15 protein-coding genes are annotated in these 14,694 nt (G+C 45.9%); 1 reads left to right on the top strand and 14 read right to left on the bottom strand.

Annotation, left to right across the window (positions count from 1 at the left end; genetic code table 11):
• Nucleotides 1–179: 179 nt before the first annotated feature.
• From AC5YB1_RS09270 to trmJ, 14 genes are all read right to left on the bottom strand, one after another.
• On the bottom strand, nt 180–2,993 hold the full coding sequence (locus AC5YB1_RS09270; RefSeq protein WP_494518931.1) for a FimV/HubP family polar landmark protein: 2,814 nt from the start codon (nt 2,991–2,993) through the stop codon (nt 180–182).
• A 190-nt stretch (nt 2,994–3,183) separates the two neighbouring features.
• Nucleotides 3,184–4,200, bottom strand: a complete 1,017-nt coding sequence (locus tag AC5YB1_RS09265; RefSeq protein WP_494518930.1) for an aspartate-semialdehyde dehydrogenase — start codon at nt 4,198–4,200, stop codon at nt 3,184–3,186.
• A gap of 2 nt (nt 4,201–4,202) precedes the next feature.
• Nucleotides 4,203–5,333, bottom strand: coding sequence for a 4-phosphoerythronate dehydrogenase (locus AC5YB1_RS09260; protein WP_494518929.1), 1,131 nt, complete (start codon nt 5,331–5,333; stop codon nt 4,203–4,205).
• A gap of 179 nt (nt 5,334–5,512) precedes the next feature.
• A complete protein-coding gene (gene ndk / locus AC5YB1_RS09255) occupies nt 5,513–5,944 on the bottom strand; it encodes a nucleoside-diphosphate kinase (RefSeq protein ID WP_110458879.1) in 432 nt (143 codons plus the stop codon).
• Nucleotides 5,945–6,171: 227 nt separating this feature from the next.
• Nucleotides 6,172–6,366, bottom strand: coding sequence for a Fe-S cluster assembly protein IscX (gene iscX, locus AC5YB1_RS09250; RefSeq protein WP_494518928.1), 195 nt, complete (start codon nt 6,364–6,366; stop codon nt 6,172–6,174).
• Between the two features lie 124 nt (nt 6,367–6,490).
• Entirely contained in the window at nt 6,491–6,826 is a 336-nt protein-coding gene (fdx, locus tag AC5YB1_RS09245; protein WP_110458878.1) for an ISC system 2Fe-2S type ferredoxin, read from the bottom strand.
• 8 nt (nt 6,827–6,834) lie between these two features.
• Entirely contained in the window at nt 6,835–8,697 is a 1,863-nt protein-coding gene (gene hscA / locus AC5YB1_RS09240) for a Fe-S protein assembly chaperone HscA (protein ID WP_494518927.1), read from the bottom strand.
• Between the two features lie 62 nt (nt 8,698–8,759).
• Nucleotides 8,760–9,281 carry a co-chaperone HscB gene (gene hscB / locus AC5YB1_RS09235; RefSeq protein ID WP_494518926.1) on the bottom strand — a complete coding sequence of 174 codons (522 nt, stop codon included), beginning with the start codon at nt 9,279–9,281 and terminating at the stop codon, nt 8,760–8,762.
• A gap of 17 nt (nt 9,282–9,298) precedes the next feature.
• Entirely contained in the window at nt 9,299–9,622 is a 324-nt protein-coding gene (gene iscA, locus AC5YB1_RS09230; RefSeq protein WP_475514173.1) for an iron-sulfur cluster assembly protein IscA, read from the bottom strand.
• Nucleotides 9,623–9,636: 14 nt separating this feature from the next.
• On the bottom strand, nt 9,637–10,020 hold the full coding sequence (iscU, locus tag AC5YB1_RS09225; RefSeq protein WP_494518925.1) for a Fe-S cluster assembly scaffold IscU: 384 nt from the start codon (nt 10,018–10,020) through the stop codon (nt 9,637–9,639).
• Between the two features lie 38 nt (nt 10,021–10,058).
• On the bottom strand, nt 10,059–11,273 hold the full coding sequence (locus AC5YB1_RS09220; protein ID WP_475514174.1) for an IscS subfamily cysteine desulfurase: 1,215 nt from the start codon (nt 11,271–11,273) through the stop codon (nt 10,059–10,061).
• Nucleotides 11,274–11,353: 80 nt separating this feature from the next.
• Nucleotides 11,354–11,815, bottom strand: a complete 462-nt coding sequence (gene iscR / locus AC5YB1_RS09215) for a Fe-S cluster assembly transcriptional regulator IscR (protein ID WP_110458872.1) — start codon at nt 11,813–11,815, stop codon at nt 11,354–11,356.
• A gap of 195 nt (nt 11,816–12,010) precedes the next feature.
• Complete coding sequence (gene cysE, locus AC5YB1_RS09210; protein ID WP_494518924.1) at nt 12,011–12,832, bottom strand: serine O-acetyltransferase; 822 nt, start codon at nt 12,830–12,832, stop codon at nt 12,011–12,013.
• A gap of 4 nt (nt 12,833–12,836) precedes the next feature.
• A complete protein-coding gene (gene trmJ, locus AC5YB1_RS09205; protein ID WP_494518923.1) occupies nt 12,837–13,604 on the bottom strand; it encodes a tRNA (cytosine(32)/uridine(32)-2'-O)-methyltransferase TrmJ in 768 nt (255 codons plus the stop codon).
• A gap of 155 nt (nt 13,605–13,759) precedes the next feature.
• On the opposite strand from trmJ, the gene suhB reads away from it, so the two are divergent.
• Nucleotides 13,760–14,563, top strand: coding sequence for an inositol-1-monophosphatase (suhB, locus tag AC5YB1_RS09200; protein ID WP_475514177.1), 804 nt, complete (start codon nt 13,760–13,762; stop codon nt 14,561–14,563).
• The last annotated feature ends 131 nt before the right edge of the window (nt 14,564–14,694 follow it).

The raw sequence follows: 14,694 nt of genomic DNA, 5'->3' as shown, positions 1-14,694 counted from the left end.
GAACTGGACAAATAACTCTAGCCAAACAGGGCTAGCGCAACAGCATTAATTCAAAACACGATATTAATCCATTTCCCTCAGGATTAACGCTCACCTTGCGCCATAAAAAAACGGCGCGAGCGCCGTTTTTTTGTCAGCGTGTTAGCATCATTGCCACACGCGAGGTATAGACTTATGCGTTATAGATCACTGAGCAAATGCTTAGCTTCACTTTGCTGACGCTCATTACCGTCAAGTTGCACTTCTTTGAGTAACGCCTTTGCGCTGTCCATATCGTCTATCTCGATATAAGCACGGGCTAAGTCAAGTTTGGCATTAACCGAGTTTTCCTCATCATCAACATCGACCATGGTGGTACTGCCCATCAAATCATCGAGCTCGCCCATATCGACATTGAGCTCTTTATATTGGTCAACATCACTCAAATCTTCATTAGCTTCATTTAATAATCTATCGATATCGATAAAGCCATTATCTTGTTGAAACGCAGTCAGATCGTGCTCGGCAACCGCTTGCGTAGGTTTCGCGTCACCTTGTTGCGCATCTAGCGCAGCTAATGCCTCATCAACAGTCAAGTTATCATCGTCGTCAAGTGTTAATGACAGTTCATCGTCTAATGGATCATCGAGCGAGTTAATATCCGTTGTAGTCTCTGCGCCTTGAAGAGCAATAGCATTATCCCATTCGAGGATGTTATCGGCGACGCGCTTATTACCTTTTAAATCATCAAAAAATCCCGAATCATTTTTGGTTTTGCCCTCTTTAGTATCAACCGACTCAAGGTCTGCCAACAGATCATCGAGCGACACATCATCACTCGGGAGGGCAAGCTCTATGGCATCATCTTCGTCTGTAGAACTCGGCGTGTGATCTATTGGAAATGATTCAAACTCCAACGGCTCAGCCGTACTGCCACGCTTAAGTGGTGTATCGAGCTCGGTGTTGCTAGCCTCTGTGTCATCGGCCGCTGTAGCATCGCTATTGTCAACACTGCCAAAGTCAGCAAGTAAAGTATCTAGATCGGCTTCCTGCGATGCTATAGGCTCATCTTCGGCTAACTCGGCAGCAATTTGCTCGGCAACATCTTGCTTATCCGAGTCAAAATCCACCTCTTCAATTAAGGCGTCCGTGGTTAACGCTTCGCTAGCGACTTCTTCTACCACAAACTCTTCTACTTGCTCATTATTATCCGAGGTAGGTGCTATCTCTTGTGATGGTACACTTTCGTTATCATCTGCATCAAAAGGCACCTCTTCGATTAAGCTATCATTGGCTAACGTTGTGGCGGTTGGCGCAATCGCGTCCCCCCCCATCTCTTCGATTAATGATTCTTCGTTAGCTGGTGCATTTATTGACGTATCAAACTCGGCCAACAGGCTGTCTAAATCGGCATCATCAAAGCTCGAATCGTCGTTATCTTGTTCAAGTTCATGGGCTATCTGCTGTGATAGGTCTTCGTTATCTTCTTGCACATTCCCCTGTTCAGGGGCATCAAATTCCGCTAATAATGCATCAAGATCGGCTTTGGCATCCACTGTAGCGCTTGTTTCTGATGTATTGCCTGACTCTGCCGCCGAACTATCGAAGCTCGCAAGCATGGCATCAAGATCCGTTTCGTCAGCAGATGACGCAGCTTCGCTGGCAGCAGGTTCAGAGTTATCCATATTGGCTAATAACGAATCGAGATCATCTTGCTCTATAACACCATTAAAGGTCTCTTCTTCTTGTTCGCCCATAGCTTCTGCCCAAAGATCATCTAATGATTGGCCTTCTTCCTCTTGGGGATCGCTTGACACGCTATCGGTGTCGATAAACATCTCTTGAGCCATATCGAGTTGTTCTGAGTCATCGCTTAAATCGCTCTCAGATTTTAGCGTGTCATTATCGACACTCATTAAGGATGCTAACGTATCGGCTTCATCATCAAGGTGTACCGCAACTGACTCATCAGCATCATTGCTAGGAGCAATAGCCTGAGTTGCGGCCATCTCTGGTGCATTTTGAGCTGACACATCAGTATTTGCTTGAGTCTCTTCCGTGCTCGCGTTACGACGCTTTAACATGAGCGCCACAATCAGTAATAGCAATAATGCAGGAACAGCGGCAGCAAGGCCGATATACAATGGATTACTCATTATGGTACGCCAGCTGTCACCCGTTTGTGCAACTTGCTCTACTGGCTCAACAGCTGTTAACTCCTGATTAAGTAATGCAACTTGATTACTCAGCTCCGCCTTTTGCTCTTTTTGGATCAGTAAGGCTTCTTCTAATTCGGCGACTCTGGCATCGAGCTGATCAATTCTATCTTGCAGAACTTGGTTATCATTGGCGGCCAGATTGAGCTTGTCTTCGGCACGTGCCAATTCATCGGTTAATGATAAATTTTTTGCTTGTTGAGCCTCTAATTTGGCACTAATCGCTGTCAACTGCGGGTGCGGTACTTCAGCTTGATTGACTTCGACAACGCTCGCTGTACTCTTAGCTGCTGTGCTAGTTGCTGGCGAAACAGGCATGAGTGTTGGCTTCGCTGGCTCAACTTTTGGTGGCCTCGGGCTTGTAGGCTGAGGCGATACAGGTAGGGGTTTCGCGGTTTGAGACTTAGCCTGTTGCCAACCAGCATCGTTAGTCTGTGCCAGTTGCTTTGCTAAACTCTTAGGAATTGCTGCCATCACGGCTTTGGATGGGATCAATAAAATCATGCCTTTTTCAAGGCTGTTGTAATTATTACTGGCAAACGCATGGGGGTTTGCCTCGTAAATTGCCGCCATCACTTGATATACGGTGACACTGTCATCGGGACGCGTTTTTTGTGCGATGCTCCAAAAAGTATCAGCGAACGTTGTTGGGCCATACTGCCGGATCATCTGACGCTGCTCGCCGTCGGGTCCAGTAATTTTGAGAGGCTCAGCCGCCGATAAAAGACCCGATGTAGCAGTGAGAATAACAAGAACACTGGCAATGAAGCCAGCGAGGTGCGATGTGCGAAGGTTCATCCATTCTTCCCTTTCAAGCGGAGTAATACTGCAAGTTGGCAGCATGCTTTAGGCAATTGTATTTATTGAGATTACTATAAACCAGAATTTCATGCCCTGCTACTGTTCACGATTTAAAATCAAGTAACAACAGCAAAAAAGCCTGCAATATGCAGGCTTTTTAAAGTAAACCTTATAAAAGGTCCATAAATTAATAATAATCCCTGATCAACACCTCGGCGATCTGCACACTATTGAGTGCCGCGCCTTTTCTGATATTGTCAGAGACGATCCACAAATTAATGCCGTTAGGATGCGAAATATCTTTGCGTACTCGGCCAACATACACAGGATCGCTACCAGCCGAGTCGGTTACTGCCGTTGGGTAGTCATCATCAGACTCAAACAACTCAACACCTGGAGCATCGCGTAATACCGCTTTAACCTCTTCAGCATCAACCGCTTGCACCGTTTCCAAATGCACAGCTTCTGAGTGACCATAAAATACCGGTACCCGCACTGCGGTGGGGTTTACTTCAATTTGGCTATCACCAAATATTTTTTGGGTCTCCCACACCATTTTCATCTCTTCTTTGGTGTAGCCATTATCCATAAACACATCAATTTGCGGTAATACGTTAAAGGCGATCTGTTTAGAATACGCCTGTGGTTCAACAGGCAAGCCTTGCAGTAACTTAGCACATTGATTCGCTAACTCTTCAATGGCTTGCTTACCAGAACCCGACACCGACTGATAAGTCGCCACGTTAATACGTGAAATGCCAAAGGCATCGTAAATGGGCTTAAGTGCCACTAACATCTGGATAGTAGAGCAATTGGGGTTAGCGATGATATTGCGATTACGGAAATCAGCAATCGCCTGCGGATTCACTTCAGGAACCACTAACGGCACATCAATGTCATAGCGAAAATGTGAAGTGTTATCGATAACAACACACCCTTGCTCGGCCGCAATAGGCGCCCATTTAGCAGAGACATCACCACCGGCAGAGAAAAAGCCTATTTGCGCTTGCGACCAGTCGAAAGTGTCAACATCTAAAATTTCGACCTGTTTACCGTGGAATGTTACCGTATCACCAGCGCTGCGACTGCTGGCTAATGGGTACAAATTCGCGACGGGAAAGTTGCGCTCTTCGAGGATCTCAATCATTGTTTGACCCACGGCACCCGATGCACCTAATACGACTACGTTATATTCCTGCGACATAATTACAGACCGACTCCTGAAAAACCTAATTTGAGCACCCAATCTACATCAGAACCAGCATGATTGGCTAGCCTTAACGCACTAAATTCGCGCCTATGTTTATGATTTTTTCTCATTAGGTCAAAGCCATTATGATTAAGGAAGCGGTTGCGAAAAACCAAGTCGTCATCACGTAGGTCATAAACCAGTCTAACTAGGCTCAATAATGCGTTTTCATTGGGAACTGACGCTGGAGTTAATTGCTGACTCCACAAGGGGGGCAGCAGCGCATCCATCGACTTATGGGCAGTTAACCCTAAATGTGCCATCAACGCTTCATACAGCATAAAAGTACCGCGGGCCTTACCTTCGAGGCTGTAACCTGCAATATGCGGGGTAGCAATCTCAACATAAGGTACCAGCTCGGCCATTGGGTGGGGCTCGCCCTCCCAGACATCGAGTACCACTTTGAGGTCATCACGCTGCTGTTTAATCCTTATCAATGCGCGATTATCAATCACCTCACCCCGGCAGCAGTTCAGCAACCAGCAATCGGGGCGGAGACTGGCTAATCGCGCCTCATCGAACAGGTACCAAGTGGGATACGAACCGCTTTTTGTTAACGGCACATGTAAAGAGATCACATCACAACGGTTAATAAGTTCCTCTAGGGTCACAAAGGTACGCGGATCATCTGATTCGGCCAACAATGGATCATGTAGTAGTACCTTAACACCATACGCCTGCAAGCACTTTTGCAGCGCCGAGCCAGTATTACCTGCGCCAATAATGCCAACCGTCTTGTGTTTTAACGGCTGTTCAAAACGCCGTGCTAGCTCAAGCATGGCAATAAAAGCATACTCACCCACCGCAGTGGCATTACATCCTGGGGCATTGGTATAGCAGATATCACGCTCAGATAAATAAGCTTGATCGAGATGGTCCATGCCAATGGTTGCGCTACCAACAAATTGGAGTTGCGTATTCAAGGCTAACAATTGGCGATTAACTTGGGTAACGGAGCGCACTAGCAGCACATCGGCATCACGCACCTGCTCAGGCGTGAGTTTACGTCCATCAACACACACCACCTCACCTATATCGGCAAACAAGGCTTCAACATAAGGCATGTTTTCATCGGCTAGGATCTTCATCGATATCTCATCTACTTGTTAAACATGGGTAAAGTATATTGCTGCCATTAAACTCTCGCCTAGATGGCCAGATGGATTGTCATAACAACCAATCACATCGAGCTTATTTTGCCTTAAAAACCAGAGACAAAAAAGGAGCCACTTAGGCTCCTTTTATAGCATTAATGCACACGCTCAAATTAACGAGTACGTGGGCAAAGTTCTTCAGTGCTGAAGAAGTATGCAATTTCACGTTCGGCAGATGCAACTGAATCTGAACCGTGAGCTGCATTCTCGTCGATGCTTTCTGCGAAATCAGCGCGGATAGTACCAGGAGCAGCTTCAGCTGGGTTGGTCGCACCTAAGATTTCACGGTGAGCTAGTACTGCGTTTTCGCCTTCTAGTACTTGAACAACGATTGGACCAGAAGTCATGAATTCAACAAGGGCACCAAAGAAAGGACGCTCGCTATGCTCAGCGTAAAAACCTTCTGCTTGTTCTTTGCTTAGGTGAACCATTTTAGAAGCGATGATTTTAAGGCCAGCTGTTTCAAAACGGTTATAGATAGCACCAATGTGGTTTTTAGCAACTGCATCAGGCTTAATGATAGAAAAAGTACGTTCGATAGCCATGTCTAGCTTCCTTTAATAAACAGGTTTTAAAAAATTCGCGCGGATTATACGAAATTAATCGACAAAAACCTACCTTTAAATAACAAGATTACTCAAGCAATAAGCATACTGCGGCGAGATTATCGCTCTATAAATATCAGATGGCCCCATCAGCAAGCCGCTTTGAAAACAGCGGTTCTAGCCTCTAGGCGTAAGCCACTCGAGTAATCACAGCTAATTAAACGCGCTTAATCGTATTCGTTAATCCAGCAGCTCTGTATCGCCTCTAAAATACGCTCATTACAATGCTCCGGGTCATCATCAAAATCATCAAGCTCGAGTACCCACTGGCGTAAATCGGTGAATCGGATCTGCTGTGGGTCGACATTAGGGTGGGCTTCTAAAAGTGACAAGGCAATATCGAGAGAATCGATCCATTTCATCGGTTTGTTCCTATCAAATGATCATGCTAAAAGCATAGTCGTTATCCTATTTTCGGCGCATAAAAAAGCCAGTCTATTGACTGGCTTCAGGTTGACTAGCGGATAAATAAGGTCGTAATAAACACTAACCTTCGCTGACCATGTTAATGGTGTACTTAGGTATATCCACCACCAGATCGCAATCAGGCACGCGAGACTGACAAGAGAGGCGACTCTCTGGTTCTAGTCCCCAGGCTTTATCTAACATATCATCTTCCAGCTCATCGCTTTCTTCAAGTTGATCAAAGCCTTCACGAATGATCACGTGACAAGTTGTGCAAGCACAAGACTTCTCACATGCATGTTCAATATGAATACCGTTACGTAATGCAACATCCAGAACGGTTTCACCTTGCTGTGCTTCAACTACCGCCCCATCAGGACATAACTCTTCATGGGGTAAAAAAACTATTTGCGGCATACTCTTACCTATATATTGTCAACCGACTGGCCCTTAAGTGCCAACCGAATAGAATTGTCCATACGTTTTGCGGCGAAAGTTTGACTTGCATTATCTAACGCTTCAATCGCTTTTTCGATCGCATCTGCATCGCCCTGCGCCGCAGTTTGTGCCAAATGAGCCATACCTTGTTCGATGGCTGCGGCTTCCTCGGCAGATAACAGCTCACTGTCTTTGGCCAAAGCTGCCGAAAGAGACTCTAGCACTCGCGCGGCCTCCACTTGCTGCTCTGCCGCCATGCGACGTTCAATATCTTCCTTCGCATGCGCCATTGAATCTTTGAGCATCGAACCAATTTCTTCATCGGTCAATCCAAATGAAGGTTTAACTTGGATCGTTGCCTGAACCCCTGATGATTTTTCCATTGCTGTAACGCTGAGCAACCCGTCGGCATCCACTTGGAAAGTAACCCGAATATGCGCCGCCCCGGCGGCCATCGGCGGGATACCTTTTAAGGTGAAACGCGCAAGCGAGCGGCAATCAGCCACTAATTCACGTTCCCCCTGCACCACATGAAATGCCATCGCCGTTTGACCATCTTTAAAGGTGGTAAACTCTTGCGCTCTGGCGACAGGAATAGTGGTATTACGTGAAACAACCTTTTCAACCAGCCCGCCCATGGTTTCAATCCCTAACGACAGGGGTAATACATCAAGCAATAATAGATCGGAGTCAGGTTTATTGCCCACCAAAATATCGGCTTGTATTGCGGCGCCAATAGCCACGACGCGATCGGGATCGATTGATGTTAAAGGCTGACGACCAAAAAACTCAGCCACACGTTGACGCACAAGCGGCACGCGTGTCGAGCCACCCACCATCACCGTTTCTAACACTTCTTCGGCTTTAATGCCGGCATCGCGCAAAGCGCGACGGCAACTGGCGATGGTCTTCTTAACCAATGACTCAATGATCGCATCAAACTGCGCTTTGGTCACCGTTTGTTGTAATTGACGTCCGTCAGCAAGCTGCAAATGCGCTAGCGTACTATCGTCTTCAGTCAATGCCTCTTTGACACGGCGGCTTTCAATTAATAACCCACGGCGTTCTTGCGCTGTTAAGCTGCTTAATTGCCAATGATCTTGCAGGTGCTGTGCTAATGCGTGGTCGAAATCATCGCCCCCCAGCGCCGAGTCACCGCCGGTGGCCATCACTTCAAACACCCCTCTATTGAGACGTAAAATAGAGATGTCAAAGGTGCCACCACCTAAATCATAAATGGCAATCATTCCCTCTTGGCCAGAATCTAAGCCGTAGGCAATAGCTGCTGCGGTTGGCTCGTTAAGTAAACGTAATACTTTAATACCAAGCAGACCCGCTGCATCTTTAGTACCTTGACGCTGTGCATCATCAAAATACGCAGGCACAGTGATCACTACACCCTCAAGCGATCCGCCTAAGGTTTTTTCAGCGCGTTCAACTAAAGGCTTTAAAATTTCGGCAGAAATTTGAATCGGATTATATTGACCACCAGCCGTATTAAATAATGGCAGACCATTAGTACTGGCAGAAAATTGATAAGGTAACGATTGATCTTGTGCTTGAATATCATCCAAGCTGCGGCCCATGAAACGCTTAACAGAAACAACCGTATTGAGCGGATCTTGAGCTGAATATCGCTCGGCTTCTACACCGACCTGTACGCCCTCTGGTGTAAAACGCACTACAGAGGCAAGTGCATGACGTCCGGTTTCATCGGCAAGGGTATCTGCCACGCCACTGCGAACAGCAGCGACTAAAGAATTGGTGGTGCCTAAATCGATCCCGACTGCCAGTCTATGTTGATGGGGTGCTGCGCTTAGTCCGGGTTCAGCTATCTGCAAAAGTGCCATATCTATCCAACTTAAAAAATAAAGGCTCAATAGATATTGAGCCAATCAACAATTATTCGCCTCTAAAAAAGAGCATCTTCAGCTCTAGCGAGTTCATCTTGCAATTTCGCCATGAACTTGAGTTTGCGGATCAGATCCGCCGCATTAACCAAGTCTTGTTGATCATCACTACCGATAAGCTGACTCATTTGCACTGTTATCTGCTCTCGATAGCTAGCAAACGAGTGATGTAATTGATCGATTAGCGCATCGGGATCATCACAATGCTTGATCGCTTCAAGCGATTCACGCCATTCCATCTGCTGCATTAAAAACTGGGTGTCTTTAACCGTAGTGGACTCGTGACTCAGATCGATTCCTTTCAAGCTCAGCATATGTTCGGCACGTAAAATAGGATGCTTTAACGTGTTATACCCATCATTCACCTGCGCAGTGCGCTGTACGGCAATACGTTTGTCTTGCTCGCTGGCATTAGCAAACTTGTCAGGATGCACCGTCCGCTGCAGATCGCGATAGCGTTCTGCAAGCAAGACAGTGTCGAGGTCATATACAGGCGATAAACTAAACAACTCAAAGTAGTTCATGTATTTAGATTCGGTAGTTAGACTGTAAAGCTTTCGCCACAGCCACACTCCCCTTTAGCGTTAGGGTTATTAAACTGAAATCCTTCATTGAGTCCTTCTTTAATGAAGTCTAACTCGATACCTTGAAGGTAGATAAAGCTTTTGGCATCAATGATGATTTTTACCCCATCGATATCAAAGACTTCATCATCGGCATTCAGATCATCAACAAACTCAAGTATGTAAGCCATACCTGAACATCCTGAGGTTTTTAGCCCCAAACGTAATCCAATACCTTTCCCGCGACTGGCCAAAAAGCTTTTCACCCTTTCGGCAGCCGCTGGAGTCATCGTTATTGCCATGTTAACTCCGAATATTACTTCTGATGCTTAGACTTGTAGTCTTCTAACGCCGCTTTAATCGCATCTTCTGCCAAAATTGAGCAGTGGATTTTAACAGGCGGTAATGCAAGCTCTTCAGCAATATCCGTATTTTTAATCGCTTGCGCTTGTTCAATAGTTTTACCTTTTACCCACTCGGTTACTAATGAACTTGACGCAATCGCACTGCCACAACCATACGTTTTAAACTTTGCATCTTCGATAATACCGTTATCGTCGATTTTAAGTTGTAACTTCATCACGTCACCACAGGCAGGTGCACCGACCATACCAGTAACCACTGTTGGGTCGTTTTTGTCGAATGAACCTACGTTACGTGGGTTCTCATAATGATCTATTACTTTTTCACTGTAAGCCATGATTCTGCTCCAATCGCTCTATTCGTTTATTAGCCGGATTAATGATGTGCCCATTCAACCTGAGACAGGTCAACGCCATCTTTAAACATCTCCCACAATGGAGACATCTCCCTTAAGTGACCAATAGACTTGTTAATGGTCTCTATCGCGTGGTCAATCTCTTCTTCTGTAGTGAAACGACCAATTGAGAAACGGATTGAGCTATGCGCCATTTCATCGTTTAGTCCTAACGCTCGAAGCACATAGCTTGGCTCCAAGCTTGCTGATGTACAGGCCGAACCTGACGAAACAGCCAAATCTTTCAATGCCATCATCAACGACTCACCTTCAACAAAGTTAAAGCTGACATTAAAGATGCCGCAGTATCCCTGTTCTACATCGCCATTAATATAGGTTTCTTCGATATCTTTGATACCGTCCCATAATCTGTCGCGTAAGCGGCGAATGCGCGCGTTATCCGCTTCCATGTCAGCTTTGGCTACGGCAGCCGCTTCACCCAAACCGACAATTTGGTGTGTCGCCAATGTACCACTGCGCATACCGCGTTCATGACCACCGCCATGCATAATCGCTTCTAAACGGATACGTGGTTTACGACGCACATAAAGCGCACCAATGCCTTTAGGACCGTACATTTTATGGCCTGAAATCGACATCAAATCGACTTTGCTTTTCTGTAAATCGATAGGCAATTTACCCGCACTCTGCGCAGCATCGACATGGAAAATCACTTTCTTTGCACGGCACAATTCGCCAATCGCATCGATATCATGAATGACACCAAGTTCATTGTTAACGTGCATCAGGCTAAGTAAGATAGTGTCTTCACGCATCGCCGCTTCAATTTTTTCTAGCGGGATAATGCCGTTAGCACCTGGCTCTAGGTAAGTCACTTCATACCCTTCACGCTCTAGCTGACGGCAGGTATCGAGTACGGCTTTGTGTTCGGTCTTGCTGGTGATGATGTGCTTACCCTTTTTATGATAAAAATGGGCAACACCTTTAATGGCTAGGTTGTCAGATTCTGTCGCGCCAGAGGTAAATACAATCTCGCGCGGATCGGCATTAATTAGCTCAGCAATCTGGTTACGAGCAATATCAACCGCTTCTTCGGCTTGCCAACCATAGCGATGCGAACGTGATGCTGGGTTACCAAAAATGCCATCCATCGTCAGGCATTGCATCATTTTTTCTGCAACACGAGGATCGACTGGCGTTGTTGCAGCATAATCTAAATAAATAGGAAGCTTCATCTCACACTCCGTACTTAGCGGACTAACACAGACCGCTTACCACGTACAAAAATAAATATTAGTTAAATAACAAAGTTAACTTAGGCAGTTACTCTTTGTTCCTGTTGTATTTTGTCCTGTTTAATTGAGATAAATTGAACATCTCGCTTGTTCATCAATCCGGCAAGACTAATGCCATTTAAAAAATCTGAAATCTGTTTGCTTAAATCACCCCAAAGTGAATGGGTTAGACAGCGAGTTCCACTTTGGCAATTTCCCAGACCTTGGCAACGGGTGGCATCAACAGACTCATCCACCGCTCTGACGACCATACCAACCGATATTTCACCGGCGTCAAATCCTAGACGATAACCACCGCCAGGACCTCTTACGCTCGAGACTAATCCATGTTTACGTAATTTAGCGAAGAGTTGCTCAAGATAGGATAGGGAGATTCCCTGACGTTCGGAGATGTCAGCTAACGGCACTGGGCCAGATGTAGAATGCATAGCAACGTCTAACATTGCCGTTACTGCATAGCGCCCTTTTGAAGTAAGTTTCATAGCTACCACTGCTCTCTAAAATGCTTAGGTCAATTCAACCATACTTGAGTAATTCAGTCAAGTATAAAGCCTAGCAGTTTAGTCAGGTATTTAAGATGATAACGAAACAGATAAAATACCCTGATTCTTTAGTGGGGTATTTAACCTGTTTCGCCCGCAAGATTCAATGTCACGAGACAATTAATCTGATTTTTCTTAAATTATGGGATCAAACTCATCAATCGCATGTTGGCGCTTTTCTGCAGCGGCTTGTTCTACATCGCTAAACTCATCGACATCAAGCTCAGGCAGACGCTCGGTGCAGACACTGCCGCCCATGCTTTGTACTGCTTGACACACCTCTTGAACTTTAGAGTCCATTAGGTGCATGTGATCGAGCATCTGGCCGATAGCATTGGCAACCGGATCGGGGTTATCAGGTGACACAGCATAAGCATCGAAACCGTACTTTTTGGCCATTTCGGTGCGGCGCAGGGCATGTTCTTTGGATTTCTCCGTTGGTTTAGCCACCACTCTTGCGGGGATGCCCACCACAGTCGTGTCTTTAGCCACTTCCTTAACCACCACAGAATTTGACCCCACGCGAGCACCATCGTGCATAGTGATCGGCCCCAGAATCTTGGCACCAGCCCCAATCACCACATTGTCACCCAAGGTTGGGTGACGTTTACCCGCTTGCCATGTTGTGCCCCCCAAGGTCACGCCATGATAAAGGGTACAATCATTGCCAATTTCAGCCGTTTCACCAATCACAACCCCCATACCATGGTCGATAAAAAACCGATCCCCAATGGTCGCGCCAGGATGGATCTCGACTCCCGTTAACCAGCGAGAAAACGTCGATATCGCTCGAGCCGTTAGGCGCCATTTGCGTTTCCATAATTTATGACTCAGCCGATGTATCCAAATTGCTTGCATACCTGGGTAGTTCATTAATATCTCTAAGGTGCTATTTGCCGCAGGGTCTCTGTGATAAATAGACTCGATATCGTCTTTAATTCTGGATATGACGCCCATGGACTTAATCTTCCTTTTTAACTGCTGAGTCTTGTTGCGACAGTTGCGCGTTATCGGCCAAAGACACTTTTTTATCAACAGAGGTTAAAATACCACGCAAGATATTCATCTCTTGGCTTTCAATGCGGGCACGGCTAAACAGACGACGCAGTTTAGTCATCACCTGCCCTGGGTGCTGTTTAACAATAAAACCCGTCGACAGTAACGTGTTTTCTAAATGATTAAAAAAGTTCTCTTGCTCTTTTGCCAGCGGATATTCAACGTGCTCAACTGCCTCTGGCGACTGATTAAGAAAAGCAACACGCGCTTCATAACAGATGATTTGCACCGCTTGCGCTAAGTTCAATGAGGTGTATTCAGGATTGGCTGGGATCGCCACATGATAGTTACACTTTTGCAGTTCTTCGTTAGAGAGGCCATTATTTTCACGACCAAATACAATCGCTACAGGCCCATTAACTGCTGAGGCGACTAATTTTTCCCCCGCCTGACGAGGATCAAGCATTGGCCAATCAAGGGTGCGACTACGGGCACTTGTGGCGATCACTAAGCTACAATCGGCAATTGCATCGGCAAGCGAATCAACCGTCACTGCATGCTTTAAGATATCAGACGCACCGGCGGCCAAAGCAACCGAGTGACCGTCTGGCGCCACTTTAGGTTCGGCTAAATATAGGGTAGATAATCCCATGGTCTTCATCGCACGAGCGGTAGAGCCAATATTACCAGGATGGGAGGTTCCTACGAGAACTACACGAATATTGCTAAGCATGAAACTCTTAATTTCTATCTATAGAACAGTGTCATTGATGGTATCACAGCGAAGTCAGATCCTTTATATAAAAATCTCTATTTGATATAACCGTAAAATCTCGTATAATGTGCGCCGATTATTTATATCTGTTCTTTAACATCCAGGGGATTGTAATGCATCCGATGCAGACTATTGCTGTGCGCGCCGCTCGCGCTGCCGGCCAAACGATTATGCGCGCCTACACCGAACTTGACCGTGTAGAAATTAGCGCAAAAGGTATCAATGACTACGTAACTAACGTGGATAAAGAAGCAGAAGCGGCCATTACATATCAGATTCGCAAGTCATACCCAGACCATACTATCGTTGCCGAAGAAGGTGGCGAGAATAAGGGCGACAATAAAGACTATATGTGGATTGTTGATCCCTTGGATGGCACTAACAACTTTGTTAGAGGCATCCCTCATTTCTCGGTATCGATTGCCGTACAATACAAAGGTAAAACCGAAGTCGCCGTAGTTTACGATCCTGTACGTGACGAGCTATTTACCGCAGTGCGTGGTAAAGGCGCAAAGTTAAACGATTTCCGTTTACGCGTAAGTAAAACTAACGACTTGAATGAAACAATTATTGCTACTGGTTTCCCATTCAAAGCCAAACAACACTCTGAAACTTACATGAAGCTATTTGCTGAAACCTTCAGCATGTGCGCCGATTTGCGCCGTGCGGGCTCAGCGGCTTTAGATCTAGCGTATGTAGCTGCTGGCCGTATGGATGCGTTTTTTGAGATCGGTCTTAAACCATGGGATATCGCTGCTGGCGATCTTATCGTGCGTGAAGCCGGTGGTACCGTTACTGACTTCACCGGTAACCATGGATATATGAATTCAGGCAACATCATTGCTGGTACGCCTAAAGCGACCGGATTACTGGTTAAAAGTTTCCGCCCATTACTTAGTGAAGCACTCAAGCGTTAATCGCCTGCATATTTCAGCTTAATAATGTGTGATAGCTTAAATACTAAACCGCCCCAATAAGGGTAATGCCGATCAGTTAAATATATAAACGATCAGTTGACCGATCTTTAAAAGGCTTCAAAATCCAATAT

This window comes from Shewanella sp. 433, from assembly GCF_059338565.1.
This window is presented reverse-complemented; position numbering and strand designations above follow the sequence as displayed.

What these genes read in the sequence shown, in the direction of transcription:
- hscB (WP_494518926.1), bottom strand. Translation starts at nt 9,281, where the DNA reads ATGAACTACTTTGAGTTGTTTAGTTTATCGCCTGTATATGACCTCGAC.
- AC5YB1_RS09260 (WP_494518929.1), bottom strand. Translation starts at nt 5,333, where the DNA reads ATGAAGATCCTAGCCGATGAAAACATGCCTTATGTTGAAGCCTTGTTT.
- hscA (WP_494518927.1), bottom strand. Translation starts at nt 8,697, where the DNA reads ATGGCACTTTTGCAGATAGCTGAACCCGGACTAAGCGCAGCACCCCAT.
- AC5YB1_RS09270 (WP_494518931.1), bottom strand. Translation starts at nt 2,993, where the DNA reads ATGAACCTTCGCACATCGCACCTCGCTGGCTTCATTGCCAGTGTTCTT.
- iscR (WP_110458872.1), bottom strand. Translation starts at nt 11,815, where the DNA reads ATGAAACTTACTTCAAAAGGGCGCTATGCAGTAACGGCAATGTTAGAC.
- iscX (WP_494518928.1), bottom strand. Translation starts at nt 6,366, where the DNA reads ATGAAATGGATCGATTCTCTCGATATTGCCTTGTCACTTTTAGAAGCC.
- iscU (WP_494518925.1), bottom strand. Translation starts at nt 10,020, where the DNA reads ATGGCTTACAGTGAAAAAGTAATAGATCATTATGAGAACCCACGTAAC.
- iscA (WP_475514173.1), bottom strand. Translation starts at nt 9,622, where the DNA reads ATGGCAATAACGATGACTCCAGCGGCTGCCGAAAGGGTGAAAAGCTTT.
- AC5YB1_RS09220 (WP_475514174.1), bottom strand. Translation starts at nt 11,273, where the DNA reads ATGAAGCTTCCTATTTATTTAGATTATGCTGCAACAACGCCAGTCGAT.
- cysE (WP_494518924.1), bottom strand. Translation starts at nt 12,832, where the DNA reads ATGGGCGTCATATCCAGAATTAAAGACGATATCGAGTCTATTTATCAC.
- trmJ (WP_494518923.1), bottom strand. Translation starts at nt 13,604, where the DNA reads ATGCTTAGCAATATTCGTGTAGTTCTCGTAGGAACCTCCCATCCTGGT.
- suhB (WP_475514177.1), top strand. Translation starts at nt 13,760, where the DNA reads ATGCATCCGATGCAGACTATTGCTGTGCGCGCCGCTCGCGCTGCCGGC.
- AC5YB1_RS09265 (WP_494518930.1), bottom strand. Translation starts at nt 4,200, where the DNA reads ATGTCGCAGGAATATAACGTAGTCGTATTAGGTGCATCGGGTGCCGTG.
- ndk (WP_110458879.1), bottom strand. Translation starts at nt 5,944, where the DNA reads ATGGCTATCGAACGTACTTTTTCTATCATTAAGCCTGATGCAGTTGCT.
- fdx (WP_110458878.1), bottom strand. Translation starts at nt 6,826, where the DNA reads ATGCCGCAAATAGTTTTTTTACCCCATGAAGAGTTATGTCCTGATGGG.